This window comes from Mycolicibacterium sp. XJ879 (genome assembly GCF_053483935.1).
Map to the genome: position 1 here is coordinate 38085 of NZ_JBEFTH010000009.1, position 25196 is coordinate 63280.

The 25196-nt window shown below is 67.1% G+C and carries 22 protein-coding genes; 16 read left to right on the top strand and 6 right to left on the bottom strand.

Annotated elements, in window-relative coordinates:
• Nucleotides 1-14 precede the first annotated feature (14 nt).
• From ripB to ABQF13_RS19135, 8 genes are all read left to right on the top strand, one after another.
• On the top strand, nucleotides 15-722 hold the full coding sequence (gene ripB, locus ABQF13_RS19100) for an NlpC/P60 family peptidoglycan endopeptidase RipB (RefSeq protein WP_448394351.1): 708 nt from the start codon (nucleotides 15-17) through the stop codon (nucleotides 720-722).
• Nucleotides 723-870: 148 nt separating this feature from the next.
• The gene (gene moxR1, locus ABQF13_RS19105) at nucleotides 871-2031 is read left to right on the top strand and encodes a chaperone MoxR1 (RefSeq protein WP_448394352.1); all 1161 of its coding nucleotides are present in this window, start codon (nucleotides 871-873) and stop codon (nucleotides 2029-2031) included.
• On the top strand, nucleotides 2028-2975 hold the full coding sequence (locus ABQF13_RS19110) for a DUF58 domain-containing protein (RefSeq protein ID WP_448394353.1): 948 nt from the start codon (nucleotides 2028-2030) through the stop codon (nucleotides 2973-2975). Before moxR1 ends, ABQF13_RS19110 begins: the two co-directional genes overlap by 4 nt.
• A gap of 30 nt (nucleotides 2976-3005) precedes the next feature.
• Nucleotides 3006-4013, top strand: coding sequence for a VWA domain-containing protein (locus tag ABQF13_RS19115; RefSeq protein ID WP_448394354.1), 1008 nt, complete (start codon nucleotides 3006-3008; stop codon nucleotides 4011-4013).
• 30 nt (nucleotides 4014-4043) lie between these two features.
• Nucleotides 4044-5054 (top strand): VWA domain-containing protein, encoded by a 1011-nt coding sequence (locus ABQF13_RS19120; protein WP_448394355.1) that lies wholly within the window; start codon nucleotides 4044-4046, stop codon nucleotides 5052-5054.
• 103 nt (nucleotides 5055-5157) lie between these two features.
• On the top strand, nucleotides 5158-5925 hold the full coding sequence (gene fabG, locus ABQF13_RS19125) for a 3-oxoacyl-ACP reductase FabG (protein ID WP_448394356.1): 768 nt from the start codon (nucleotides 5158-5160) through the stop codon (nucleotides 5923-5925).
• Nucleotides 5926-5940: 15 nt separating this feature from the next.
• Entirely contained in the window at nucleotides 5941-6750 is an 810-nt protein-coding gene (inhA, locus tag ABQF13_RS19130; RefSeq protein WP_448394357.1) for an NADH-dependent enoyl-ACP reductase InhA, read from the top strand.
• A gap of 3 nt (nucleotides 6751-6753) precedes the next feature.
• On the top strand, nucleotides 6754-7752 hold the full coding sequence (locus ABQF13_RS19135; protein WP_448394358.1) for a ferrochelatase: 999 nt from the start codon (nucleotides 6754-6756) through the stop codon (nucleotides 7750-7752).
• On the opposite strand, the gene ABQF13_RS19140 is transcribed toward ABQF13_RS19135, so the two are convergent.
• On the bottom strand, nucleotides 7749-8606 hold the full coding sequence (locus tag ABQF13_RS19140) for an Rv1486c family protein (RefSeq protein WP_448394359.1): 858 nt from the start codon (nucleotides 8604-8606) through the stop codon (nucleotides 7749-7751). The two genes, ABQF13_RS19135 and ABQF13_RS19140, sit on opposite strands and share 4 nt — an antisense overlap.
• A gap of 59 nt (nucleotides 8607-8665) precedes the next feature.
• On the opposite strand from ABQF13_RS19140, the gene ABQF13_RS19145 reads away from it, so the two are divergent.
• Both ABQF13_RS19145 and ABQF13_RS19150 read left to right on the top strand, forming a co-directional pair.
• A complete protein-coding gene (locus ABQF13_RS19145; RefSeq protein ID WP_448394360.1) occupies nucleotides 8666-9097 on the top strand; it encodes an NfeD family protein in 432 nt (143 codons plus the stop codon).
• Nucleotides 9098-9119: 22 nt separating this feature from the next.
• Nucleotides 9120-10286: an SPFH domain-containing protein gene (locus ABQF13_RS19150; protein ID WP_448394361.1), complete on the top strand. Its 1167-nt coding sequence runs from the start codon at nucleotides 9120-9122 to the stop codon at nucleotides 10284-10286.
• An 18-nt stretch (nucleotides 10287-10304) separates the two neighbouring features.
• Here ABQF13_RS19150 and ABQF13_RS19155 read toward each other — a convergent pair whose 3' ends face one another.
• Together ABQF13_RS19155 and ABQF13_RS19160 are read right to left on the bottom strand one after the other, a co-directional pair.
• A complete protein-coding gene (locus ABQF13_RS19155; RefSeq protein ID WP_448394362.1) occupies nucleotides 10305-11969 on the bottom strand; it encodes a glycine/sarcosine N-methyltransferase in 1665 nt (554 codons plus the stop codon).
• A gap of 182 nt (nucleotides 11970-12151) precedes the next feature.
• Entirely contained in the window at nucleotides 12152-12916 is a 765-nt protein-coding gene (locus tag ABQF13_RS19160) for a TVP38/TMEM64 family protein (RefSeq protein ID WP_448394363.1), read from the bottom strand.
• 104 nt (nucleotides 12917-13020) lie between these two features.
• Between ABQF13_RS19160 and mutA the strand changes: the two genes are divergently transcribed.
• Genes mutA through lipL form a run of 4 tightly spaced genes read left to right on the top strand, consistent with a single transcriptional unit; the run spans nucleotide 13021 to nucleotide 19422 of the window.
• On the top strand, nucleotides 13021-14865 hold the full coding sequence (gene mutA / locus ABQF13_RS19165; protein ID WP_448394364.1) for a methylmalonyl-CoA mutase small subunit: 1845 nt from the start codon (nucleotides 13021-13023) through the stop codon (nucleotides 14863-14865).
• Nucleotide 14866: 1 nt separating this feature from the next.
• On the top strand, nucleotides 14867-17113 hold the full coding sequence (scpA, locus tag ABQF13_RS19170; RefSeq protein WP_448394365.1) for a methylmalonyl-CoA mutase: 2247 nt from the start codon (nucleotides 14867-14869) through the stop codon (nucleotides 17111-17113).
• Nucleotides 17114-18088, top strand: a complete 975-nt coding sequence (meaB, locus tag ABQF13_RS19175) for a methylmalonyl Co-A mutase-associated GTPase MeaB (RefSeq protein ID WP_448394366.1) — start codon at nucleotides 17114-17116, stop codon at nucleotides 18086-18088.
• A gap of 59 nt (nucleotides 18089-18147) precedes the next feature.
• Nucleotides 18148-19422, top strand: coding sequence for an esterase/beta-lactamase LipL (gene lipL, locus ABQF13_RS19180; protein WP_448394367.1), 1275 nt, complete (start codon nucleotides 18148-18150; stop codon nucleotides 19420-19422).
• Between the two features lie 3 nt (nucleotides 19423-19425).
• Here lipL and ABQF13_RS19185 read toward each other — a convergent pair whose 3' ends face one another.
• Together ABQF13_RS19185 and ABQF13_RS19190 are read right to left on the bottom strand one after the other, a co-directional pair.
• Nucleotides 19426-20163 (bottom strand): hypothetical protein, encoded by a 738-nt coding sequence (locus ABQF13_RS19185; RefSeq protein WP_448394368.1) that lies wholly within the window; start codon nucleotides 20161-20163, stop codon nucleotides 19426-19428.
• Between the two features lie 43 nt (nucleotides 20164-20206).
• Nucleotides 20207-20569, bottom strand: a complete 363-nt coding sequence (locus ABQF13_RS19190; RefSeq protein WP_448394369.1) for an XRE family transcriptional regulator — start codon at nucleotides 20567-20569, stop codon at nucleotides 20207-20209.
• Between the two features lie 136 nt (nucleotides 20570-20705).
• Between ABQF13_RS19190 and ABQF13_RS19195 the strand changes: the two genes are divergently transcribed.
• On the top strand, nucleotides 20706-21362 hold the full coding sequence (locus ABQF13_RS19195) for a hypothetical protein (RefSeq protein ID WP_448394370.1): 657 nt from the start codon (nucleotides 20706-20708) through the stop codon (nucleotides 21360-21362).
• A 217-nt stretch (nucleotides 21363-21579) separates the two neighbouring features.
• Nucleotides 21580-24843, top strand: a complete 3264-nt coding sequence (ileS, locus tag ABQF13_RS19200) for an isoleucine--tRNA ligase (protein WP_448394371.1) — start codon at nucleotides 21580-21582, stop codon at nucleotides 24841-24843.
• A 111-nt stretch (nucleotides 24844-24954) separates the two neighbouring features.
• Here the strand turns inward: ileS and ABQF13_RS19205 are convergent, their stop codons facing one another.
• Nucleotides 24955-25173: an RNA-binding S4 domain-containing protein gene (locus tag ABQF13_RS19205; RefSeq protein ID WP_448394372.1), complete on the bottom strand. Its 219-nt coding sequence runs from the start codon at nucleotides 25171-25173 to the stop codon at nucleotides 24955-24957.
• Between the last annotated feature and the right edge of the window lie 23 nt (nucleotides 25174-25196).

Sequence of the window (25196 nt, forward strand, 5' to 3'; positions counted from 1 at the left end):
CAGTAAGGACTCCCTTGCGTTTCAGGCTCTTTCGTTATCTCACCGGTCTGCTGCTCTGGGTAGCGGCCCTGGCGGTGGCGGCCGGGTTGGCCACGCCCACCGCGGCGGCGCCCAACGACGGCCAGTGGGACCCCACCCTGCCCAAACTGATCAGCGCCGGGGCGCCCGGGGATCCGTTGGCCATTGCCAACGCGTCGCTGGCGGCGACCGCCCAGGCCACCGAAGTCACGATGAACCTGGGCCGCAAGTTCTTGTCCACCCTGGGTCTCGCACCACCGGAGGCGGCGGCGGCCGGCGTCGCGCCGGGCCGGGTGCGCGGCCCGCAGGCCATCGAGTACGTGATCCGTCGCGGCGCCTCGCAGATGGGTGTGCCCTACTCGTGGGGCGGCGGTAAGCCCAATGGCCCGAGCCGCGGCATCGACTCCGGCGCCAACACCGTCGGCTACGACTGCTCGGGGTTCACCCAGTACTCGTTCGCCGGGGTCGGCGTGCTGATCCCGAAGTATTCGGGCGACCAGTACGACACCGGGCGTAAGGTGCCGACCTCCCAAGCCAAGCGCGGTGACCTGTTGTTCTGGGGTCCGGGCGGCAGCCAGCACGTCGCGATCTATCTGGGCGGCGGGAAGATGCTCGAGGCGTCCGGTAGCGCGGGCAAGGTCACCGTCAGCCCGGTGCGGCATGCGGGGCTGCAGCCGTACGTGGCGCGGATCATCGAAAGCTGAACGCACGCTGAGCGCACGCTGAGGGATTCGACGTACCGTACGGGCAACGTCGACGGATTCCGAACTGCCTGGAATAGTTGACGACGAGCTACCGGCGCAGATCGGGCCGAGCCGCCATGACCAGCGAGTTGATGTGGAAGGAACGTTGATGACGTCACCGAGTGGGCCGCCGCAGGGCGCTGGAGGGTACTCCGGCCAGGCACCGGGGCAGGGTTACCCGCAGGGCTCACAGGGCTCACACGCCGCACCGGCAGGAACGACCCCCTCCAATGGCGGGCTGCAGCAGGAGGTCCACACCCTGGAACGGGCGATCTTCGAGGTCAAGCGCATCATCGTCGGCCAGGACCAGCTGGTCGAGCGGATGCTCGTCGGGCTACTGGCCAAGGGCCACGTACTGCTCGAGGGTGTGCCCGGCGTGGCCAAGACGCTGGCCGTCGAGACCTTCGCCAAGGTGGTGGGCGGCACCTTCGCGCGCATCCAGTTCACCCCCGACCTGGTGCCCACCGACATCGTCGGCACCCGCATCTACCGGCAGGGCAAGGAGGAGTTCGACATCGAGCTCGGGCCCGTCGTCGTCAACTTCCTGCTCGCCGACGAGATCAACCGCGCCCCGGCCAAGGTGCAGTCGGCGCTGCTGGAGGTCATGGCCGAGCGCAAGATCTCCATCGGCGGCAAGACGTTCCCGCTGCCGCAGCCGTTCCTGGTGATGGCCACGCAGAACCCGATCGAGCAGGAGGGCGTGTATGCCCTGCCCGAGGCCCAGCGCGACCGCTTCCTGTTCAAGCTCAACATCGACTATCCGACACCCGAGGAAGAGCGCGAGATCATCTACCGGATGGGCGTCAAGCCGCCGGAACCCAAACAGGTGCTCGCCCCCGGTGATCTGCTGCGCCTGCAGGACGTGGCGGCCAACACCTTCGTGCATCACGCCTTGGTCGACTATGTGGTGCGGGTGGTCACCGCCACCCGCCAGCCCGAGAAGTTCGGGATGCCCGACGCCAAGGCGTGGATCGCCTACGGCGCCTCACCGCGCGCGTCGCTGGGCATCATCGCGGCATCGCGCGCGCTCGCACTCATCCGGGGCCGCGACTACGTGGTCCCGCAGGATGTCGTCGAGGTGATCCCTGATGTGCTGCGGCACCGGTTGGTGCTGACCTACGACGCGCTTGCCGACGAGATCTCGGCCGAGACGGTGATCAACCGCATCCTGCAGACCGTGGCCCTGCCGCAAGTGAATGCCATTCCGCAGCAAGGTCATTCGGTGCCGCCCGTCGTGCCCGCCGCCGCAGGCGCGGCCAGCAGTCGGTGACTAGTTCGCGGCGCCCGGTCGACCTGCCGTCGCTCAAGCGCGGGGAGATCCGTGATCCGGCGCTGAGCGCGGCGCTGCGCAAGCTCGAGCTGACGGTGCGGCGCAAGCTCGACGGTGTGCTGCACGGCGATCACCTCGGGCTGCTGCCCGGCCCGGGTTCGGAACCGGGGGAGTCGCGGCTCTACCAGCCCGGCGACGATGTGCGCCGGATGGACTGGTCGGTCACCGCGCGCACCACCCATCCGCACGTGCGCCAGATGATCGCCGACCGCGAGCTGGAGACGTGGTTGGTGGTCGACATGTCGGCCAGCCTGGACTTCGGCACCACCGGCTGCGAGAAGCGCGACCTCGCGGTGGCCGCCGCCGCGGCGATCACGTTCCTCAACAGCGGTGGTGGCAACCGGATCGGCGCCGTCATCGCCAACGGCGACACGGTGCGCCGAGTACCCGCGCTGTCCGGCCGCATGCACGAGCAGCAGATGCTGCGCACCATCGCGACGATGCCCAAGGCGCCGACGGGGGTGCGCGGTGATCTGGCCGCCGCGATCGACGCGCTGCGCCGTCCGGAGCGCCGCCGCGGCATGGCGGTGATCATCAGCGACTTCCTGGGCCCGATCAACTGGATGCGGCCGCTGCGCGCCATTGCCGGCCGCCACGAAGTGCTCGGCATCGAGATCATCGACCCGCGCGACGTCGAACTTCCGCCGGTCGGCGAGGTCGTCCTACAAGACGCGGAAACCGGTGTGACCCGCGAGTTCACCATCGACGAGCAGCTGCGCGACGACTTCGAACGCGCCGCGGCCGCACACCGCGCGGAGGTCGCCAGAACGCTGCGGCGCTGCGATGCACCGCTGTTGACGCTGCGCACCGACCGGGACTGGATCGCCGACGTCGTCCGATTCGTCGCCAACCGTAGGCGCGGCGCGCTGGCGGGCCACGCCTGATCGGGTTGGCCGTGAAATGATTAGGCGCACATGACATTGCCGTTGCTCGGTCCGATCACCCTTTCGGGCTTCGAACACGCTTGGTTCTTCCTGTTCTTCCTCGTGGTGCTCGCGGTGATCGGGCTCTACATCATCGTTTCGCTGTCGCGGCACCGGCGCATGCTGCGCTTCGCCAACATGGAGTTGCTGGAAAGCGTTGCGCCCAAACGGCAGACACGCTGGCGGCATCTGCCCGCGATCCTGCTCGTGGCCGCGTTGGTGTTCTTCACCGTGGCGATGGCCGGGCCGACGCACGACGTTCGCATCCCGCGAAACCGCGCGGTGGTGATGCTGGTGATGGACGTGTCGCAGTCGATGCGGGCCACCGACGTGCTGCCCAATCGGATGGCCGCCGCTCAGGAGGCGTCCAAACAGTTCGCCGACGAGCTCACTCCGGGCATCAACCTCGGGCTGATCTCGTATGCGGGTACGGCCACGGTGCTGGTGTCGCCGACGACCGGGCGCGAGGCCACCAAGAACGCGATCGACAACCTGCAGTTCGCCGACCGCACCGCGACCGGTGAGGGCATCTTCACCGCGCTGCAGGCGATCGCCACCGTCGGCGCGGTGATCGGCGGCGGCGACGAACCGCCGCCGGCACGCATCGTGTTGTTCTCCGACGGTAAGGAGACCGTGCCGTCGAACCCGGACAACCCCAAGGGCGCCTACACCGCGGCCCGCACCGCCAAGGACCAGGGGGTGCCGATCTCGACGATCTCGTTCGGCACGCCGTACGGCTACGTCGAGATCAACGAGCAACGCCAACCGGTGCCCGTCGACGACGAGATGCTCGCCAAGATCGCCGATCTGTCCGGCGGCGAGGCGTTCACCGCTTCCAGCCTCGAACAGCTGCGCCAGGTGTACGCCAACCTGCAGCAGCAGATCGGCTACGAGACCATCAAGGGTGACGCAAGCACCGGCTGGCTGCGGCTGGGAGCGCTGGCGCTGGCGCTGGCAACGCTTGCGGCGCTGGCCATCAACCGTCGGCTGCCGAACTGAGCCGAACGCGAAGACAGGGACGACCTTGACATGACCCTTCCGATGCTGGGACCGGTATCGCTCACAGGCTTCCAACACATCTGGTGGTTCGTGCTGTTCCTGGCCGTCGTGCTGGGCCTGGCCGGCTTCTACGTCATCACCCAACTCGCCAGGCGCCGGCGGCTGCAGCAGTTCGCCAACACCGAGCTGCTCGACAGCGTCGCGCCGAAACGGCCGAGCCCGTGGCGGCATGTTCCGGTAGCGCTGCTGGGAATCGCGTTGCTGCTGTGCACGGTTGCGCTTGCCGGGCCCACCCACGATCAGCGGCTTCCGCGCAACCGCGCGGTCGTGATGCTCGTCATGGACGTGTCGCAGTCGATGAAGGCCACCGACGTCGAACCCAGCCGCCTGGCGGCCGCGCAGGAAGCGTCGAAGAACTTCGTCGACGAACTCACCCCGGGCATCAACCTTGGCGTGATCGCCTATGCCGGCACTGCCACGGTGCTGGTCTCGCCGACCACCAACCGCGACGCCAGCCGGCGCGCCATCGAAAATTTGCAGGTGGCCGACCGCACCGCCACCGGTGAGGCGATTTTCACCGCGCTGTCGTCGATTTCGACCGTCGGCGCGGTGATCGGCGGCGGCGACACCCCGCCGCCCGCGCACATCGTGTTGTTCTCCGATGGTAAGGAGACCTCGCCGAACAACCCGGACAACCCCAAGGGCGCCTACACCGCGGCCCGGGCCGCCAAAGACCAGGGCGTGCCGATCTCGACGATCTCGTTCGGCACCGCCAACGGTTCGGTCGAGGTCAACGGTGAGCGAGTGCCGGTGCCCGTCGACGACGCGATGTTGAAGCGCATCGCCGAACTCTCCGGGGGCGAGCCCTACACCGCGGCCAACCTCGACGAGCTCAACAAGGTCTACGACACGCTTCAGGATCAGATCGGCTATGAGACCGTCCGCGGCGAGGCCACCACGGGCTGGTTGCGGTTGGCCGCTCTGGTGGCCGCCGTCGCGGCGGTGGCGAGCCTGTTGATCAACCGTCGGCTGCCGCTGTGACCCCCGCGCCCATCTGTGCCAACTTCGCCCAAACGTCGGTTTCGATGGCGGCACCGGCCCAGTGATTTCAGTCAACCGCAGCTCGCACGTTAGGTTGGCGGGCATGACCGAGACTGAAACAGGTGAATCGGCCAGCCAGACGCCCGGCGCCCGTCCGGCGTTCGTGTCCCGTTCGGTGCTGGTCACCGGTGGTAACCGGGGGATCGGGTTGACGATCGCGCAACGGCTGGCCGCCGACGGGCACAAGGTGGCCGTCACGCACCGCGGTTCGGGTGTGCCCGACGAGAACCTGTTCGCCGTCGAGTGCGACGTCACCGACAGCGCCGCCGTCGACCGCGCGTTCACGGAGGTCGAAGACCATCAGGGCCCGGTCGAGGTGCTGGTCTCCAACGCCGGCATCTCCAAGGACGCCTTCCTCATCCGGATGACCGAGGAGCGGTTCGAAGAGGTCATCAACGCCAACCTCACCGGCGCGTTCCGGGTGGCCCAGCGTGCGTCCCGCAGCATGCAGCGCAAACGTTTCGGCCGGATCATCTTCATCGGGTCGGTGTCGGGCATGTGGGGCATCGGCAACCAGTCCAACTACGCGGCCGCCAAGGCCGGCCTGATCGGCATGGCCCGCTCGATCTCCCGTGAGCTGTCGAAGGCGGGCGTCACCGCCAACGTGGTGGCCCCCGGCTACATCGACACCGAGATGACCCGCGCGCTCGACGAACGGATTCAGGCCGGGGCGCTGGACTTCATCCCGGCCAAACGGGTCGGCACCGCAGCGGAGGTGGCCGGCGCGGTCAGCTTCCTGGCGTCCGAGGACGCGTCTTACATTGCCGGCGCGGTGATCCCGGTCGACGGCGGCATGGGCATGGGCCACTAAGAGATAAGGACAGACATGGCAGGGCTTCTGGACGGCAAACGCATACTCGTCACGGGGATCATCACGGACTCCTCGATCGCATTCCACATCGCGCGGGTGGCACAGGAAGCCGGCGCCGAAGTGGTGCTGACCGGATTCGACCGGATGAAGCTCATCCGGCGCATCGCCGACCGGTTGCCGAAGGAGGCGCCGCTACTCGAACTCGACGTGCAGGACGAGAAGCACCTCGACACGCTCGCCGACCGGATCACCGAGGCGATCGGTGACGGCAACAAACTCGACGGCGTGGTGCACTCGATCGGGTTCATGCCGCAGTCGGGGATGGGCATCAACCCGTTCTTCGACGCGCCCTACGAGGACGTCTCCAAGGGCATCCACATCTCCGCCTATTCGTACGCCTCGCTGGCCAAGGCGACGCTGCCGATCATGAACCGCGGCGGCAGCATCGTCGGCATGAACTTCGACCCCACCCGCGCGATGCCCGCCTACAACTGGATGACGGTGGCCAAGAGCGCGCTGGAGTCGGTCAACCGGTTCGTCGCGCGCGAGGCAGGCCACCACGGTGTGCGGTCCAATCTCGTTGCGGCAGGCCCGATTCGCACGTTGGCGATGAGCGCGATCGTCGGCGGCGCGTTGGGCGAGGAAGCCGGTGAGCAGATGCGGCTGCTCGAGGAGGGCTGGGACCAGCGCGCACCCGTCGGCTGGGACATGAAGGACCCGACCCCGGTCGCCAAGACGGTGTGCGCCCTGCTCTCAGACTGGCTGCCCGCCACCACCGGTACGGTGATCTACGCCGACGGCGGCGCCAGCACGCAGTTGCTGTAAGCGATGGTCGACTCGGCCGTTGACGCCGTCCTGCTGCTGTCGTTCGGCGGGCCGGAGGGTCAGGCCGACGTGATGCCGTTCCTGGAGAACGTCACCAAGGGCCGCAACATCCCGCGGGAGCGGCTGGCCGACGTCGCCGAGCACTACCTTCACTTCGGCGGAGTGTCGCCGATCAACAGGATCAACCGCGCGCTGATCGAGCAATTGCGTGAGCTCATCGACGTGCCGGTCTATTACGGCAACCGCAACTGGCAGCCGTACGTCGAAGACACCGTCGCCGCGATGGCCGACGACGGCGTTCGACGCGCGGCGGTGTTCGCCACGTCGGCGTGGGGCGGCTACTCCAGCTGCACCCAGTACGTCGAGGACATCGCACGGGCCCGTGCGGCCGCGGGTGAGCGCGCGCCGCATCTGGTCAAACTGCGCCAGTACTACGATCATCCGCTGTTCGTGCAGATGTTCGCCGACGCGGTCACCGCCGCCGCGCAGACCGTGCCCGACGGCGCGCGGCTGGTGTTCACCGCGCACTCGATCCCCCTGTCGGCCCGATCCCGTTGCGGACCGGACCTTTACCCACGCCAGGTCGCCCACGCCGCCCGGTTGGTCGCGACCGCGGCGGGCTACGACGACTACGACCAGGTGTGGCAATCACGCTCCGGTCCACCGCAGGTGCCGTGGCTGGAACCCGATGCGGCCGACCACCTCACCGAGCTCGCCGACGGCGGCACGACGGCGGTGATCGTATGTCCCATCGGCTTCGTCGCCGACCACATCGAGGTGGTGTGGGATCTGGACCACGAGCTGAGATTGCAGGCCCAGGACGCCGGCATCGCGTTCGCACGGGCCGCCACCCCCAACGCCGACCTCGCGCGGGTGGCCGCCGACCTGTTCGACGAGCTGCGTACCGGACGCGAACCTTCCCGCGTCACTACGGCGAACCCGCCTCCGCTGCAGGGATATTCGGTCGACGGGGTGGTGTGCACACCCAACTGCGAGGGTTAGTTACGCCACGCGGAGTGCAGGATCGCGGTGACTGCAGCCAACCGCGCCGAACGCACCACGGCCGAAAGCGGCTGCAGCACATCGGAGGCCAGCCGTAGCTCCGAGGAGCTGTGCAGGCCGATCGGAATCAGCCCTGCGCTCACGGTGATGATCGCGTCGACCTGTGCCGCGTTCTCGAGCACCCGAAGCGCCCGGGTCGGCGCATGGTCGGGGAGCCGGTGTCGACGCTCGGATTCCAGCACCTGGGCCACCAGCCCGCGCGGGTCGTCCACGTCCAACTCGGCGGCGCCCGCGCGCAACGTGGCCAACGCCTCCGCCGCCGAACGCACCGCGGAGCGCAACTCGTACTCGGCGTCCCCGAGATCCGGCATCGCCGCGGGCGCAACGGCGGGCACCGAGTAGACGGTCCACGCGATCGCGCACGGATACGCATCCTCGTCGGCGTCGTCCTCGAGGTCGGCAAGCTCCGGGTACTCGAAATCGGGCACCAACCCGACGGCCTCGGTGCCGTCACCGGTGACGATGACGGCCTCCCCGGCGGTCACCGCGTCGCGCTGGAACTGGGTTCCGGCCGGTAGACCACGCACGTCGCCGGGGACCGGCAACGCAAGCGCCACCGGAGGAGTCGACGTCGTGCCCGACGCGGTGCGCAACGTCTGAAGCATCGAGACCGCGCCCGCATCGACTAGATCCGGCCACGGCAGGCCCGTGCGGCCGGCGGCGACGGAATCATAGGCGAGAACGGAATGCTTTGGTGCCCAAAGCGATAACGCGTCGAGGAGATCGTCGGGAGCGGCCGCGCCTGCGAGCCAGGCGTTGGCCCACACCGACAACGAGACACTGGGACACCACATGATGGTCGCAGTGTAGTTGTTCGCAGGGGCGTATCGCGGACCCGCGCTAGGCTGGCGGTATGCCCGTTGCATTGATCTGGCTTGTCGCCGCGCTGGCCCTCGCCGGTGCCGAGGCGCTGACCGGCGACATGTTCCTGCTCATGCTGGGCGGCGGCGCGTTGGCCGCGGCGGGCTCCAGCCTCATCTTCGATGAGCTGTGGGTCCACGGCGCGGTGTTCGCAGTCGTGTCGGTGCTGCTGCTGGTGCTGGTCCGGCCGGCACTGCGCAGACACTTCCAGTCCGGTCGGGGCCTGTCCGAGCCGGTCAAGGCGCTGGAGGGCAAGAGCGCGCTGGTGCTCGACCGGGTGGCGCGCCACGAAGGGCAGGTCAAGCTCGAGGGTGAGGTCTGGACCGCACGCCCCCTGAACGCAGACGATGTGTATGAACAGGGCGACCACGTGACCGTGGTGCACATCGACGGCGCCACCGCCGTCGTCCACAGGCTCGACTAGGGGCACGAAAGAAGGAACCACCATGGACGGTGCCGTTGCCGGTTTGATCCTCCTCGCCGCGTTGGTGGTGTTCGCCGCCATCATCGTCGCCAAGTCGATCGCGCTGATTCCGCAGGCGGAGGCCGCGGTCATCGAGCGGCTGGGCCGCTACAGCCGCACGGTCAGCGGCCAGCTGACACTGCTGGTGCCGTTCGTCGACAGGATCCGCGCCAGGGTGGACCTGCGCGAACGGGTGGTGTCGTTTCCGCCGCAACCGGTGATCACCGAGGACAACCTCACGGTCGCGATCGACACGGTGGTCTACTTCCAGGTCACCAACCCGCAGGCCGCGGTCTACCAGATCAGCAACTACATCGTCGGCGTGGAGCAGCTGACCACGACGACGCTGCGCAACCTGGTCGGTGGCATGACCCTGGAGCAGACGCTGACCTCGCGCGACCAGATCAACACCGCACTGCGCGGAGTACTCGATGAAGCCACCAACCGGTGGGGGCTCCGAGTGGCGCGGGTGGAGCTGCGCGCCATCGATCCGCCGCCCTCGATCCAGGATTCGATGGAAAAGCAGATGCGCGCCGACCGGGAGAAGCGCGCGATGATCCTGACCGCCGAGGGCCAACGCGAGTCGGCGATCAAACAGGCCGAAGGGCAGAAGCAGGCGCAGATCCTGGCCGCCGAGGGCGCCAAACAAGCAGCGATCCTGGCGGCGGAGGCCGATCGGCAGTCGCGGATGCTGCGGGCGCAAGGTGAGCGCGCCGCCCAGTATCTGCAGGCCCAGGGCCAGGCCAAGGCGATCGAGAAGACGTTCGCCGCGATCAAGGCCGGCCGTCCGACCCCTGAGCTGCTGGCCTACCAGTACCTGCAGACCCTGCCGCAGATGGCCAAGGGGGAGGCCAACAAGGTGTGGCTGGTGCCCAGCGATTTCGGCGCCGCGCTGCAGGGCTTCGCGAAGCAACTCGGCGCGCCCGGCGACGACGGCGTGTTCCGGTACACCCCCTCGCCGGTCGAGGACGATCTGCCCAAACCCGAGGACGACTCCGACGAAGTGGCCGACTGGTTCTCCACCGAGACCGACCCGGCCATCGCGCAGGCCGTCGCCAAGGCCGAGGCGGAAGCCCGCATCCCGGTGCAGCAACCGGGTTACCCTGCGCCGCAACTGGATCGGTCGTCGAGCAGCCAGCCCGAACGCTGAGCCGGCGACCGCCAGGTCCTACTGGGCAGGCTTGCGGAACCGCTGGATCCCCCACGCGAGGTGGCCCTCGTCGGCGGCCTGCACCCAGTTGCGCAGGCCGACCATCATCTTGTCGAGGTAGGCCTTCGACGACTGCTGTTCGAGCTCGTCGCGGCGGGCCTCGAGTTCGGAATGCACCCGGTCGTAGTGGGTCCGCAGGTTGTGCACCAGGTCGATCTGCTCGACCACCTCGAACCCGAGTGCCAGTGCGGCCTGCTGGTAGAACCGCATGGATCCCAGGTCGGGCAGGTTGAGCCGGTCGTAGACCGGCTGCAGAACGCCGTCGGGCACGTCGTCGGCCTGCATCGGGTCGGTGAAGATCATCTCCCCGCCCGGTTTGAGCACCCGAAACGCCTCGCTGAGCACTTTGCGGCGGTCCGACGCGTGCAGGATCGCGTCCTGGGACCATACGACGTCGAACGTGTTGTCCGGTGCGGGGATGTCGTCGAAGCTGCCGTGCACGACGCGGATGCGGTCGGCGAGTCCGGCCGCAACGTTCTTGGCGCGGTTGGCGTCGTTCTGGGTTTCGGAGATGTTCAGACACGTCACCGTGCAGCCGCGCGTGGCGACCAGGCGCCGTGCCGAACCTCCGTAACCGGAGCCCAGATCGAGCACGTTGCTGCCGGGTTCCAGATGCGGCAGCCGCCCGATCATCCGGTCGACGGTCTCCACGCTGGCGGCCCGGATATCGCGGCTGTTCTCGTAGCAGCCGACGTGGATGTCTTCGCCGCCCCAGATCATCGAGTAGAACGCGTCGGCGTCGTCGCTGTCGTAATAGGCCTCAGCGTCCGCGCGGGTGGTCACCGTCGCATCTTCGACCACCGACTTCTCGGCGATGTGGATGAAGAAGTCGGGCTCGTTCTCCTGGTAGGTCTCCTGGAAGTCGCCGTAGGTGCGGACCCGTTCGAACCCGGCCTCGCGCATCAGGCGCCGAACGTAGTTCTTGCGCAACGGGTACATGTTCAGCGTGTACTTGGCGCCGTCTGGGAACTCGTAGTTGAAGCGGGCCAACCCGTCGTCGATGTGCTCGGGTTCGGCGGACACCTGATCACCGCAGTAGTAGTACTTGTGCTTCGACGAGAAGCCGTTGTCGAGCATCTCGTCGTAATTGCGCTGGTCCAGGATCAGGATCCCGTCGTGGCGCAGCGCGGCGTAGAACTCGGCCAGCGCGCGCCGCCGGTCCTGCTCTTCGTGCAGGTGGGTGAACGAGTTACCGAGGCAGATGATCGCGTCGTACTTGCCCTGGATGCCTCGGTTCAACTGTCGCCAATCGGCCTGCACCGTCTTGAGGATCAGCCCGCGGCGTTGGCCGTTCTCGAACGCTTTGGCCAGCATCGCCGCCGAGCCGTCGGCGCTGGTGACGTCGAAGCCCGCCTCCGTGAGACGCACGGAATGAAATCCGGTGCCGGTCGCGACGTCGAGCACAGTCTGCTTGTTGCGCGCCCGCAGCACGTCGATGAAGAACTGTCCCTCGGACTGAGCGCGCGCCTCCCAGTCGATCAGCTCGTCCCACTTCTCGACAAAGCTCATCACGTATTCGCCTCGGTACAGATCGGTTTCGCGATCAGCTAACGGGTCATCGCCGTAACTTTGTTCGCGCAACACCAATTCCGCGTTGTCTTGAAGGCCAGGTGGCCGGGACACTTCAACCTCCTCCTGTAGTAGTGCTCCCAACGTCGACACGTAAAAGAGCACCGGTTACGCGGGCGGGAACACTGCGGCGGGACCAAGAATCGTGCGGAGGGCAAGCTGGCCGCGCCGGCCAACGCTCGAATCATCCTCGCTTTTCACCGCTTAACCAGCCTAACGGTTGCCGATAACGCAGGTCACAGCGGGTCAGCGGCAAATTCACCTTCGGTCGAGATCGCCTGTGCCACAGGAGGAGCCACTTTCATCGGATGGTGGCGGCGGTGTGCGCGGAGTTCGTATACCAAACCGGCGATGCCGACACTGGCGGTGCACGCCGACACCAACACCAGCAGCGGGTTGACATTGCCGGTGAGCGCGTCGCCGAGGATGACCACGGCCGCGGTGCCTGGGAGCAGTCCGACCAGGGTGGCCAGTGTGTAGGGCAGCGCCCGCACCGCAGAGGCACCCGCGGCGTAGTTCAGCACCGAGAACGGCACGGCGGGGATCAACCGCATGGACACCACGGTCGGCCAACCGCGTTGGCGTAGCCGCGCGTCCAGCAAGTCGATGCGTGGATGGCGCACAACGCGGGCCAGCTGCCACCCGACTGCGCGGACCAACAGCAACGCGATCAGGGCGCTGACGGTGGCCGCCGCCACCGCCAGCGGGATGCCCAGCGCCGGGCCGAAGAGCAACCCGGCGGTCAACGTGAAGACCGTGCGCGGAAACGGGAAGACCGTCGCCACGATGTGCGCGCCCAGAAACGCCAGCGGGAACCACGGGCCGACCGAGGTGGCCCAGTCGCGCAGTTGAATCGCGGTCGGCAGCGGCACGAGCAGCGCAACTGCGATGAGGATCACAATCGCGGCGACGATCGTGGCGATGCGTCGCCGGGGCACGCTGGTAGCCGTGACGATCACCGCCGCGCGGACCGCGCGCAGGGTGCTGACGACTGTGTTCACGCCTACTAAGAGTACGGAACTCCGCCCGGTATCGGCGCTCAGCGGCGCGGGGAGTCGCCTGCCCGGCGAACAACCGCTCCAGGGTGATCAATTAGCCTGATGGCGTGCAGAAATCCACTGCGATCGAAGCCGATGTCCAGCGTTGGCGCTCGGCGGTGGCCGGGGTGTTGGCGAAGAGCACCAAGCGGGACCCTGCCGATCTGCCCGCCGAACCTGAACGGCTGCTGGACTCGCCGACCTACGAGGGCTTCCCGATCCGGCCGTTGTACACCAGCCTCGACAGCGTCGCCGAGCATCCGCTGCCCGGCCAGTGGCCCTACGTACGCGGCGGCGACGCGCTGCGGGACGTCAAGGCGGGCTGGAAGGTCGCCGAGGCCTTCCCCGCCAACGGCTCGACCGCGGCGGCCGGTGAGCAGAACGGCGCCCTGCTGCTCGCGCTGACCGAAGGTGTCAGCAGCCTGGTACTCAACATCGGCGGACCGGGCGGGGTACCCGCGGCCGAACTGGACCAGCTGCTAGACGGCGTATTCCTGGACCTGGTCCCGGTGGTGCTGGACGCGGGAAGCGACTACGTCTCCGCCGCCGAAGCAATTCTTGCTCTGCTGACCGATTTCGACGACGACCAACGCGCGCGGTTGTCGCTGGACCTGGGTGCCGATCCGCTGACCGCCGCAGTCAGCGGCCGACCCGCGCCCGACATTGCCGACGTCGTGCAGACCGCGGCCAAGGTCACCGGCCACGACGGACACGTGCGGGCCATCACGGTCGACGGCCCGGCGTTCCACAACATCGGCGCCAACGCATCGTGGGAGCTGGCGGGCAGTATTGCGGCGGCGGTGACGTACCTGCGGCTGCTTGGCAACGGCGGCGTCGGCGGAGTCGATGCGGTGCGCCAGATCAGCTTCCGGCTGGCCGCCGACGATGACCAGTTCATGACGATCGCGAAGATGCGTGCGGCGCGGCTGCTGTGGGCGCGGGTGGCTGAGGTCGTCGGCGCGCCGACCGCCGGCGGTGCCGGCAATCTGGCCGAAGCTGGGGCGGCGACGCTGCACGCGGTGACGTCGTTGCCGATGATGGCCAAACGCGACCCGTGGGTGAACATGTTGCGCACCACGCTGGCCGCCTTCTCCGCGGGCGTCGGCGGCGCCGACACCGTGCTGGTGCATCCGTTCGACGTCGCGATCGTCGGCGGATTTCCTGGCACCGCAGCCAGTTTCGCGCGCCGCATCGCCAGAAACACGCAGCTGCTGCTTATCGAGGAGTCCCATGTCGGCCGGGTAATGGACCCGGCGGGGGGCTCCTGGCACGTCGAAGACCTCACTGAGCAACTGGCCGAGCAGGCGTGGAAACAGTTTCAGGACATCGAATCCCGCGGCGGTTTCCAGACGGCCCGCGACTACGTCGTCGAACAGATCACCGCGGTGGCCGAGCGGCGCGCGGCCGACATCGGCCACCGCCGCACCGCGATCACCGGTGTCAACGAATATCCGAACCTCGGTGAACCGCCGCTGCCACCGGGGGAGACGTTGCCCGGCGTGGCCCGCTACGCGGCCGGGTTCGAAGCGCTGCGGGACCGCAGCGACGCGTTCCTGGAGCGCACCGGCGCCAGGCCCCAGGTGCGGTTGCTGCCGCTGGGTCCGCTCGCCGAACACAACATCCGGGCGACGTTCGCGACGAACCTGTTGGCCTCCGGCGGTATCGAGGCCGTGACCGACGCAGACGGGGCCGACCCGGCGAAGGTGGCGGTGATCTGCGGCACCGACGCCCGCTATGCGACCGAGGCGTCGGCCGCCGTCGATGCGGCGCACCGCTCAGGTGTCGAGCACGTACTGCTGGCCGGACCGGAAAAGGCGGTCGCCGAAGCGGATTCGAAACCGGACGGCTACCTGACAACGAAGATCGACGCGGTCAGCGTGTTGTCGGACCTGCTCACCAGATTGGGGGCCTGAGATGACTGTCAACGATGTCGCCGGGACGGATATCGCGAGCTTCGCCGACGTGCCGTTGCGCGGCGAGCAGACACCGCCGCCGCCGACGCCGACCGACGTCGCGGCCCATGTCGAAGCCGCGGCCGCTGCCCACGGTTACGCCGCCGAGCAACTGACCTGGATCACCCCGGAGGGCGTCGACGTCAAACCGGTCTACGTCGGCGCCGACCGGGACACCGCCGTCGCGGCCGGCTACCCGCTGGACACCTTCCCAGGGGAACCGCCCTACATCCGCGGGCCGTATCCGACCATGTACGTCAACCAGCCCTGGACCATCCGCCAGTACGCCGGGTTCTCCACCGCCGCGGAATCCAACGCGTTCTACCGGCGCAACCTGGCCGCCGGCCAGAAGGGTTTGTCGGTGGCGTTCGATCTGGCCACCCACCGCGGCTATGACAGCGACCATCCCCGGGTGCAGGGTGACGTCGGAATGGCCGGCGTGGCAATCGATTCGATCCTGGACATGCGACAGCTCTTCGACGGCATCGACCTGTCGACGGTGTCGGTGTCGATGACGATGAACGGCGCGGTGCTGCCCATCCTGGCGCTGTATGTGGTGGCCGCCGAGGAGCAGGGTGTGCCGCCGGAGAAACTGGCGGGGACCATCCAGAACGACATCCTCAAGGAGTTCATGGTCCGCAACACCTACATCTATCCGCCGAAGGCCTCGATGCGGATCATCTCCGACATCTTCGGCTACACCAGCGCGAAGATGCCGAAGTTCAACTCGATATCGATTTCGGGCTACCACATCCAAGAGGCCGGTGCCACAGCGGATTTGGAGCTGGCCTACACGCTGGCCGACGGAGTCGAGTACATCAAGGCGGGGCTGGACGCCGGGCTGGACATCGACAAGTTCGCACCGCGGCTGTCGTTCTTCTGGGGTATCGGCATGAACTTCTTCATGGAGGTGGCCAAGCTGCGCGCCGGGCGGATGCTGTGGAGTGAGCTCGTCGCGCAGTTCGAACCCAAGAACCCCAAGTCCAAGTCATTGCGTACGCACTCGCAGACGTCTGGCTGGTCGCTGACTGCCCAGGACCCGTTCAACAACGTCGCGCGGACCTGCATCGAGGCGATGGCGGCCACCCAGGGCCACACCCAATCGCTGCACACCAACGCGCTCGACGAGGCGCTGGCGTTGCCGACGGACTTCTCGGCCCGCATCGCCCGCAACACGCAGCTGCTGTTGGCTCAGGAGTCCGGCACCACCAGGCCGATCGACCCGTGGGGCGGCTCCTACTACGTCGAATCGCTGACCCAGGCGCTGGTGGAGAAGGTCCGCGAGCATATGCAGGAGGTCGACGAGCACGGCGGCATGGCGCAGGCGATCAGCGACGGCATCCCCAAGCTGCGCATCGAGGAGGCCGCCGCACGCACTCAGGCCCGCATCGACTCCGGGGCGCAGCCGGTGATCGGCGTCAACAAGTACCAGGTTGCCACCGGCGATGGCACCGACCACGAGATCGAGGTGCTCAAGGTCGAAAACAGCAGGGTGCGCGCCGAGCAGCTCGCCAAGCTGGAGCAGCTGCGCGCGGACCGTGATCAGGGCGCCGTCGACGCCGCGCTGGCGGCGCTGAGCCGCGCCGCGGAATCAGAAGGCAACCTGCTGGAGCTCGCCGTCGACGCCGCCCGCGCCAAAGCCACCGTCGGCGAGATTTCTGACGCGCTGGAGAAGGTTTGGGGCCGCCATCAGGCCGAGATCCGTACCATCGCCGGGGTCTACCGCGACGAAGTCGGAAAGGTCAGCAACATCTCAAGCGCGAGCGAGTTGGTGCAGAAGTTCGCCGAGGCCGACGGCCGTCGGCCACGCATCCTGGTGGCCAAGATGGGGCAGGACGGCCACGACCGCGGACAGAAGGTCATTGCCACCGCGTTCGCCGACATCGGCTTCGACGTCGACGTCGGCTCGCTGTTCTCCACCCCCGACGAGGTGGCCCGGCAAGCCGCCGACAACGACGTCCACGTGGTCGGCGTCTCCTCACTGGCCGCGGGGCACCTCACGCTGGTACCCGCGCTGCGCGAGGCGCTGGCCGAGGTCGGCAGGCCCGACATCATGGTCGTCGTCGGCGGCGTCATTCCGCCCGGTGACTTCGACGAGCTCTACGCCGCCGGTGCCACGGCGATCTTCCCGCCGGGCACCGTCATCGCCGACGCCGCGGTCGGTCTGCTGAAGAAGCTGGCCGAGCGGTTGGGATACCAGCTGAGCTAAATGGTCGCCACGAAGCTTGCGTCGGGCATTTCAGATGGCGACCGCGCCGCGCTGGCCAAGGCGATCACGCTGGTCGAATCCACCCGACCCGACCACCGTGAACAGGCCCAGCGGCTGCTGCTCGAGCTGACCCCGAGAGCCGGGGACGCGATCCGCGTCGGGATCACCGGGGTGCCCGGCGTCGGCAAGTCGACGACGATCGAGGCGCTGGGCATGTACCTCATCGAGCAGGGCCACCGCGTCGCGGTGCTGGCGGTCGACCCGTCGTCCACCCGCACCGGCGGATCGATTCTCGGCGACAAGACCCGGATGGCGCGGCTGGCCGTGCACCCCGACGCCTACATCCGCCCGTCGCCAACATCGGGCACGCTGGGCGGGGTCGCCAAGGCGACCCGCGAGACCATCGTGCTGCTGGAGGCGGCCGGCTTCGACGTCATCCTGGTCGAGACCGTCGGCGTCGGACAGTCCGAAGTGACGGTCGCCGACATGGTGGACACATTCGTGTTCCTGACCCTCGCGCGCACCGGAGATCAGTTGCAGGGCATCAAGAAAGGTGTCCTCGAACTGGCCGACGTCGTCGTGGTGAACAAGGCCGACGGTGAGCATGCGGTGGAGGCCAGAAAGGCCGCCCGTGAGCTGTCCCAGGCGATCCGGCTGATTTACCCGCGCGAGACGCTCTGGCGTCCGCCCGTGCTGACGATGAGCGCGCTGGAAGGCGTCGGCCTGGCCGAGATGTGGGACACCGTGCTCAAACATCGTCAGGTGCTCACCGAGGCGGGGGAGTTCGAGGTGCGCCGCCGTGACCAGCAGGTCAACTGGACCTGGTCGATGGTGCGCGACGCCGTGCTGGACCGTGTGCTGTCCCATCCGGCAGTAAAGGAGATCCGTACCGAGGTCGAGCGCCAGGTCAGATCCGGCGAATTGACCCCAGCGCTTGCTGCGCAACAGCTACTCGATGCGGCTGAACTGGGCTGACCTAACAAATGGGTAACGGCTGGTTTATTTGCCGGGCTAACAGGTAAATTATATTCATTGTGCTGTACGTCAATAATGGGGAGCGCAGCGCCGCGCTCCCGCACGGTATCCAGGGCGCAGCCGACGCGAACTTCGCATGCTCACTGCGCGCTTTCTCCCAGCTGTTCCCGGGGCGCCGATTCGGCGGCGGTGCCCTGGCGGTCTACCTGCACGGCGAACCGGTCGTCGACGTGTGGACGGGTTACGCGGACCGGCGTGGCACCGAGTACTGGACCGCCGACACCGGCGCCATGGTCTTCTCGGTCACCAAAGGCATGGCGTCGACCGTCATCCACCGGCTGGCCGACCGCGGGCTGATCGACTACGACCGGCCGGTGGCCAAGTACTGGCCGGAGTTCGGCGCCAACGGCAAGGAAGCGATCACCGTGCGCGAGGTGATGCAGCACCGCGCCGGGCTGTCGCACCTCAATGGCTGCACCAGGGCCGAGTTGCTCGACCACCAGGCGATGGAGAAGCGTGTCGCGGCCGCGCCGGTGAACCGGCTGCTGTACGGGCATCAGGCGTATCACGCGCTGACGTACGGCTGGCTGATGTCGGGGCTGGGACGCGCCGTCACCGGCAAGGGGATGCGCGATCTGATCCGCGAGGAACTCGCCGAGCCGCTCAACACCGACGGGCTGCATCTCGGCCGTCCACCGGCGAAGGCTCCGACCCGTTGCGCGCAGATCCTCGCACCGCAAGGCACGATGGCCAACCCGATCTTCAACTTCGTCGCCCCCCGCGTGGCCGCGATGGGCATATCGGGCATGTTCGGCTCGATGTACTTCCCGGGCATGAAGGCCGTCGTACAGGGCGACACACCGTTTCTGGACTCCGAGATCCCCGCGGCCAACGGCGTGGCCACCGCTCGGGCGCTGGCCAAGATGTACGGCGCGATCGCCAACGGTGGCCGCATCGAAGACACCCAGTTCCTCTCCCAGGAGCGCGTCGCGGCGCTGACGGGGAAACCGGTGTACTGGCCGGACCGCAACATCTTCGTGCCGCTGAGCTTTCACCTGGGCTACCACTCCGTGCCCTTCCCGCCGGGAATTCTGCCCGGCTTCGGGCACGCCGGTTTGGCCGGTTCGGTCGGGTGGGCCGACCCGTCGACGGGACTGTCGTTCGGCTTCGTGCACAACCGGCTGCTCACCAGAATGGTGTTCGACCAGGTGACGTTCGCCGCACTGGGAACGCTGATCCGGCGCGACGCCGCCAAGGCGCGGCGGCGCGGTTACGAGACGGTGCCGCGGTTCGGCGCGCCGTACTACCCGGCGCTCAAACCGGTCGCAGGTTAGCGGTCAGTGGTTTGCGCTGGTGAACCACTTGGTCTTGTTGCGCCACGACTCCGCTGAGGTGATCGCGAACCCGGCGCCACAGCCGCACGCGAACACCCATACGAGCACCGAACCGTTGTCCCACGCCTGCAGCTGAGGAATGAACGCGGTGGCGAGCCGGGCCAGGCACGCAGCCACCCCCGAGGCGGACGCGACGAGGTAGATGTTGGCGACCTTCCGGGAGCGCGGGTCCTGACGGAGCACCATCAGCGCCCGCGCACCGTAGCCCAGCAAGTAAATCAGGGTGGCGCACAGCAGCAGCCAGTACATATTGAGCCAGAAGTCGGTGGGCACCGTGAAGAAGTCGGGCCGGTAGATCTTGGCGCCGTTGCCGAGCGTGAAGGTCACCAGCAGCAGCGGGATGCACAGCGTTGCGGGTAACTCGACGTACTGCTTGAACGAGCGCTGCAGGTCATGGTCGTCTTGAAGCCGGCCGAGGGTGTTGTAGACGACCGCGGAGGCGGCGACGATGTAGAGGTCGTGGCCAATGTAGTCCTCGAGATTGTATTTGCCGGTGAGCGAGTGCAGCACGACGCCGACCGTCTCGGACGCCCACGGCGACATCAGCAAAACGGCGCCGCCTTGCAAGGCGATGTTCAGTGTCGCCGCAAACTCCCACCGTGATGACCACGTGACCCGGCGAATCCACAAGCTCCATGCGATACAGCAAAGGGTGATCACGATGAGTGTCGCCAGAGCCATTTGATTCGCCTTAGAACTGCGGTGTACTCAGCAAAGTATAGGGCTAGAGCGGGGGTGCGTCACTGCGTGGCTTGAGTTCAGAAAGTTTGGGACGTCGCGACGTACGCGTGGCTTTCGTTTCGCGTACAGCAGTGACGGTGAAAGCGGGAGACTCGACGTAGCTCCACACCTCTTGGCGGCTCATCAGGCCGAATCGGATTTGCAGGTCCGGATAGCTGAGATCGAACCTCTCAGCCACCCGCCGCAGCTCCTCGGCGTTGGGATAGTCGGATTCCTTGATGCGCCGGTAATACGTGCTGCTCGACGTTCCCAGCGCGTCGTAGATGTCCTTGGCTTCGACCTCGCCGTCAAGGAGATAGTCGAGCAAGGCCTTGAGCTGTCTGCCGTTCTCGTCGGTGCGTGGCACCCCATCACCTTAAACCAATCTCCTGGTCTTGGGCAGTGCCAACCGCAAACAGGAAAAGGTTGCTTTAATTGACACAGCCGTCACAGTTTTGGGAGGGGTCTCCCATATTTGGGACATGTCCGCTATCTTGATGCCCATGGTTGCTCCTTTTCTGGACACGCCCGCAAAACAGGTTGGGTACCCGGTCGGCAATTTTGCTCTAGCAACAGTCAGCATCGCCGACTACGACATCGCCGAAGCTGCGAGTACCGACACGTCGGCCGCGATGGCGAAGGTGTCCACCCCGGCGAACGACGAGTTGACCGCTGAACTCGACGGCGCCACCGAGTGGCTGGGTCTGGCCCCGGGCGAGATCCTGCTGGCCGCACTGACCCGGACCATCGCCCGCACCCTGGGTGAGGGCATCGTCGCGGTGGATGTCGCCAGTGGGCGCGGACCGCTGCTCGACGCCGTACCGCTGGTATGCGCGACCTCGCACCAGATGAGCGCCACCGACGTCCTCGCCGGCGTGCACCGCGCGCTGGCGGCAGGCTCCGAAAGCCTCGCGTCGGCGCCCTCGGAGGTGTACTTCAACTTCATCGGCGAGGCGCCGGACGAGGCGCAGCCCGTGCAGGAGACGCCGCCGACCCTCGGCCACTTGCTGGAGGTCCGGATGTACCGCGCCGACGGCGACATCCACATCGACTGGTGGTACGACACCCGCCGGTTCACCGGCCACACGATCACTGAACTGTGCGAGCAGTTCCCGCTGGCCCTCTACGAGATGACCTCGGACGCGCTGCCGCCGTTCTGACGATTAGAATCGGGTCATCGGCGTCGAACCGGCCATCACCGGGGAGCCTTCGGAAGAACAGCTGAGCCAGCCCAGTAGAACCGAACGGGTGGGTCCGTCATCGCCCGAAGTGAGTGGCGCACATCAAGTGCGCAAGCGGGGTGGTACCGCGGCGCTCGCGTATCGCGCGACGTCGTCCCCGTGCCTGGACTTGTGGCACAGGAGACAACGCAGCACCGTGACCGCCTATCCGAAGCCGAGCAGCGGAGCGCCGGACTTCCCGGCGCTCGAAACCGACGTCCTCGACTACTGGGAGCGCGACGACACGTTCCGGGCGAGCATCGCCCGACGTGACGATGCGCCGGAATACGTGTTCTACGACGGCCCGCCGTTCGCCAACGGCCTGCCGCACTACGGGCACCTGCTCACCGGGTACGTCAAGGACATCGTGCCGCGCTACCGCACCATGCGCGGCTACAAGGTCGAGCGCCGGTTCGGCTGGGATACGCACGGCCTGCCCGCCGAACTCGAGGTGCAGCGCCAGCTCGGCATCACCGACAAGGCCCAGATCGAAGAGATGGGCATCGAGAAGTTCAACGACGCCTGCCGGGCGTCGGTGCTCAAGTACACCGACGAATGGCGTGCGTACGTCACCCGCCAGGCGCGCTGGGTGGACTTCGACAACGACTACAAGACGCTGGACCTGGGCTTCATGGAGTCGGTGATCTGGGCGTTCAAACAGCTCTGGGATAAGGGCCTGGCCTACGAGGGCAACCGGGTGCTGCCGTACTGCTGGAACGACGAGACCCCGTTGTCCAGCCATGAGCTGCGCATGGACGACGATGTCTACCAGAGCAGGCAGGACCCCGCGATCACCGTCGGCCTGAGAGTCACCGACGGCCCGTTCGAAGGGGCCTATCTGTTGATCTGGACCACCACGCCGTGGACGCTGCCGTCCAACCAGGCCGTAGCCGTCAATCCGGATGTCACCTATGTCCAGGTCCAGGGGCCCGACGGAAGGCGCTACCTGCTGGCCCAGGCGCGGCTCGCGGCGTACGCGCGCGAACTCGGCGAGGAGCCCGAGGTGCTGGACACCGTCGCCGGCCGCGACCTGCTCGGCGCGCGCTACCTGCCACCGTTTGCGTACTTTGTCGATGATGACAAGGCGCACAACGCATTTCAAGTGCTACCCGCCGAGTTCGTCAGCACCGAGGACGGCACCGGGATCGTGCACATGTCACCGGCCTACGGCGAGGACGATATGGCCACCGCTCAGGCTGCGGGCATCGTCGCCGTCACACCGGTCGACGCCAAGGGCCGGTTCGACGACACCGTGCCCGACTACACCGGCCAACACGTCTTCGACGCCAACCCGCAGATCATCCGCGATCTGAAGGACGGTGCCGCGGGCGCAGCCGTCAATGGCGCGGTGCTGCTGCGCCACGAGACGTACGACCACTCCTATCCGCACTGCTGGCGGTGCCGCAACCCGTTGATCTACCGCGCGATGTCGTCGTGGTTCATCAAGGTCACCGACTTCCGCGACCGCATGGTAGAGCTGAACCAGGACATCACCTGGTATCCCGAACACGTCAAGGACGGTCAGTTCGGCAAGTGGCTGGCCGGCGCGCGGGATTGGTCGATCTCGCGAAACCGCTACTGGGGCACGCCGATTCCGGTGTGGAAGTCCGACGATCCAAGATATCCGCGCATCGACGTCTACGGCAGCCTCGACGAGTTGGAACGCGATTTCGGGGTGCGCCCCAAGGACCTGCACCGGCCCTACATCGACGAGTTGACCCGGCCCAACCCCGACGACCCCACCGGCCGCTCGACCATGCGCCGCATCGAGGATGTGCTCGACGTGTGGTTCGACTCCGGATCCATGCCGTTCGCGCAGGTGCACTACCCGTTCGAGAATCAGAAATGGTTCGACGGGGTCAGCGCCGGCGACGGGGCCGAGGACTCTGACCAGCGCGTCGAAGCGCACTTTCCGGGCGACTTCATCGTCGAGTACATCGGCCAGACCCGCGGCTGGTTCTACACGCTGCACGTGCTGGCCACCGCGCTGTTCGACAAGCCAGCGTTCAAAACCTGTGTGGCACACGGGATCGTGCTGGGCAACGACGGGCAGAAGATGAGCAAGTCGCTGCGCAACTACCCCGACGTCACCGAGGTGTTCGACCGTGACGGTTCCGACGCGATGCGCTGGTTCTTGATGGCGTCGCCGATCCTGCGCGGTGGCAACCTTATCGTCACCGAGCAGGGCATCCGCGACGGCGTGCGCCAGGTGCTGCTGCCGCTGTGGAACGCCTATACGTTCTTGTGCCTGTACGCGCCGAAGACGGGCACCTGGCGCACCGACTCCACGCACGTACTGGACCGCTACATCCTGGCCAAGCTCGCCGCGTTGCGCGACGATCTGACCGAGGCGCTGGATGTCTGCGACATCTCCGGCGCCTGCAACCAGTTGCGCCAGTTCACCGATGCGCTGACGAATTGGTATGTGCGGCGGTCGCGTTCGCGGTTCTGGGAGGAAGACCCCGACGCGATCGACACGCTGCACACCGTGCTGGAGGTCACCGCCCGGTTGGCGGCGCCGTTGCTGCCGTTGACCACGGAGAAGATCTGGCGTGGCGTGACGGACCAGCGGTCGGTGCACCTGACCGACTGGCCGGAAGCCGATCTGCTGCCCGCCGACACCGACCTGGTTGCGACCATGGACCTGGTTCGGGAGGTGGCCTCCGCGGGCTCGTCGTTGCGCAAGGCCAAGAAGCTGCGGGTGCGGCTGCCGCTGCCGAAACTGACTGTGGCGGTGGAGAACCCGCAACGTCTGCAGCCGTTCATCGACCTGATCGCCGACGAGCTCAACGTCAAGTCGGTGGAGCTGACCGACGATATCGCGGCGTACGGTCGCTTCGAGCTCACCGTCAACGCCAAGGTCGCCGGGCCGCGGCTCGGCAAGGACGTACAGGCGGCGATCAAGGCGGTCAAGGCGGGCGAGGCGGTGGTGAATGCCGACGGCACGCTGACGGCGGGTCCGGCGGTGCTTGGGCCCGAGGAGTACAGCTCGCGGCTGGTGGCCGCGGATCCCGACTACACTAGTGCGCTGCCCGACGGGGCGGGCCTGGTGGTGCTGGACGCGACCGTGACACCCGAACTGGAGGCCGAAGGCTGGGCGCGCGACATGATTCGCGAGTTCCAGGAAGCCCGGCGGCGCTTCGCCCTCGATATCGGCGACCGCATCGAACTGGAGTTGACCATTCGAGATTTTCCCGATGGTTGGCGCGGCGGCTTGTCGGATCTCATCGCCAACGAGCTGTTGGCGACGAGCTTCACCATCAAGACCGACCCGAGTCTGCAACTTCACGCACAGGATGATTCCGGGCTCGACATGGTCAGCGGTGCATTGAAGCGCGAGGATGGCGAGTGGATGACGGGGACTGTGGGCGGCGGCTACCCATTCCGCCTCAGGAGAAGGAACGAGAGCCAGAAGAGCTAACTTTCGCGCGTGCGTTAGCCCCGCTGGGAGCACGCCGCCGAGTGTGGCCTAGATATACGCGTTTCGCGAATCTGCGTGACATAACCCCACACTCGGCGCCCGGAGTGAGCGTTAGGCGCGCACGACCACCGCGGTGCGCCCGGCGAGCGATACCTCGTCGCCGGCGCTGAGCTTTCGACCGCGTCGTTGCTCGACTTCGCCGTTGACGCTGACCAGGCCGTTGGCGATGACGGCCTTGGCGTCGGCGCCGGAATCGATCAGCCCGGCGAGCTTGAGAAACTGGCCGAGCCGAATGGTGTCGTCGGTGATCGCGACTTCATCAGTAGCCACCCCGCCAGGATGACACGACCCCA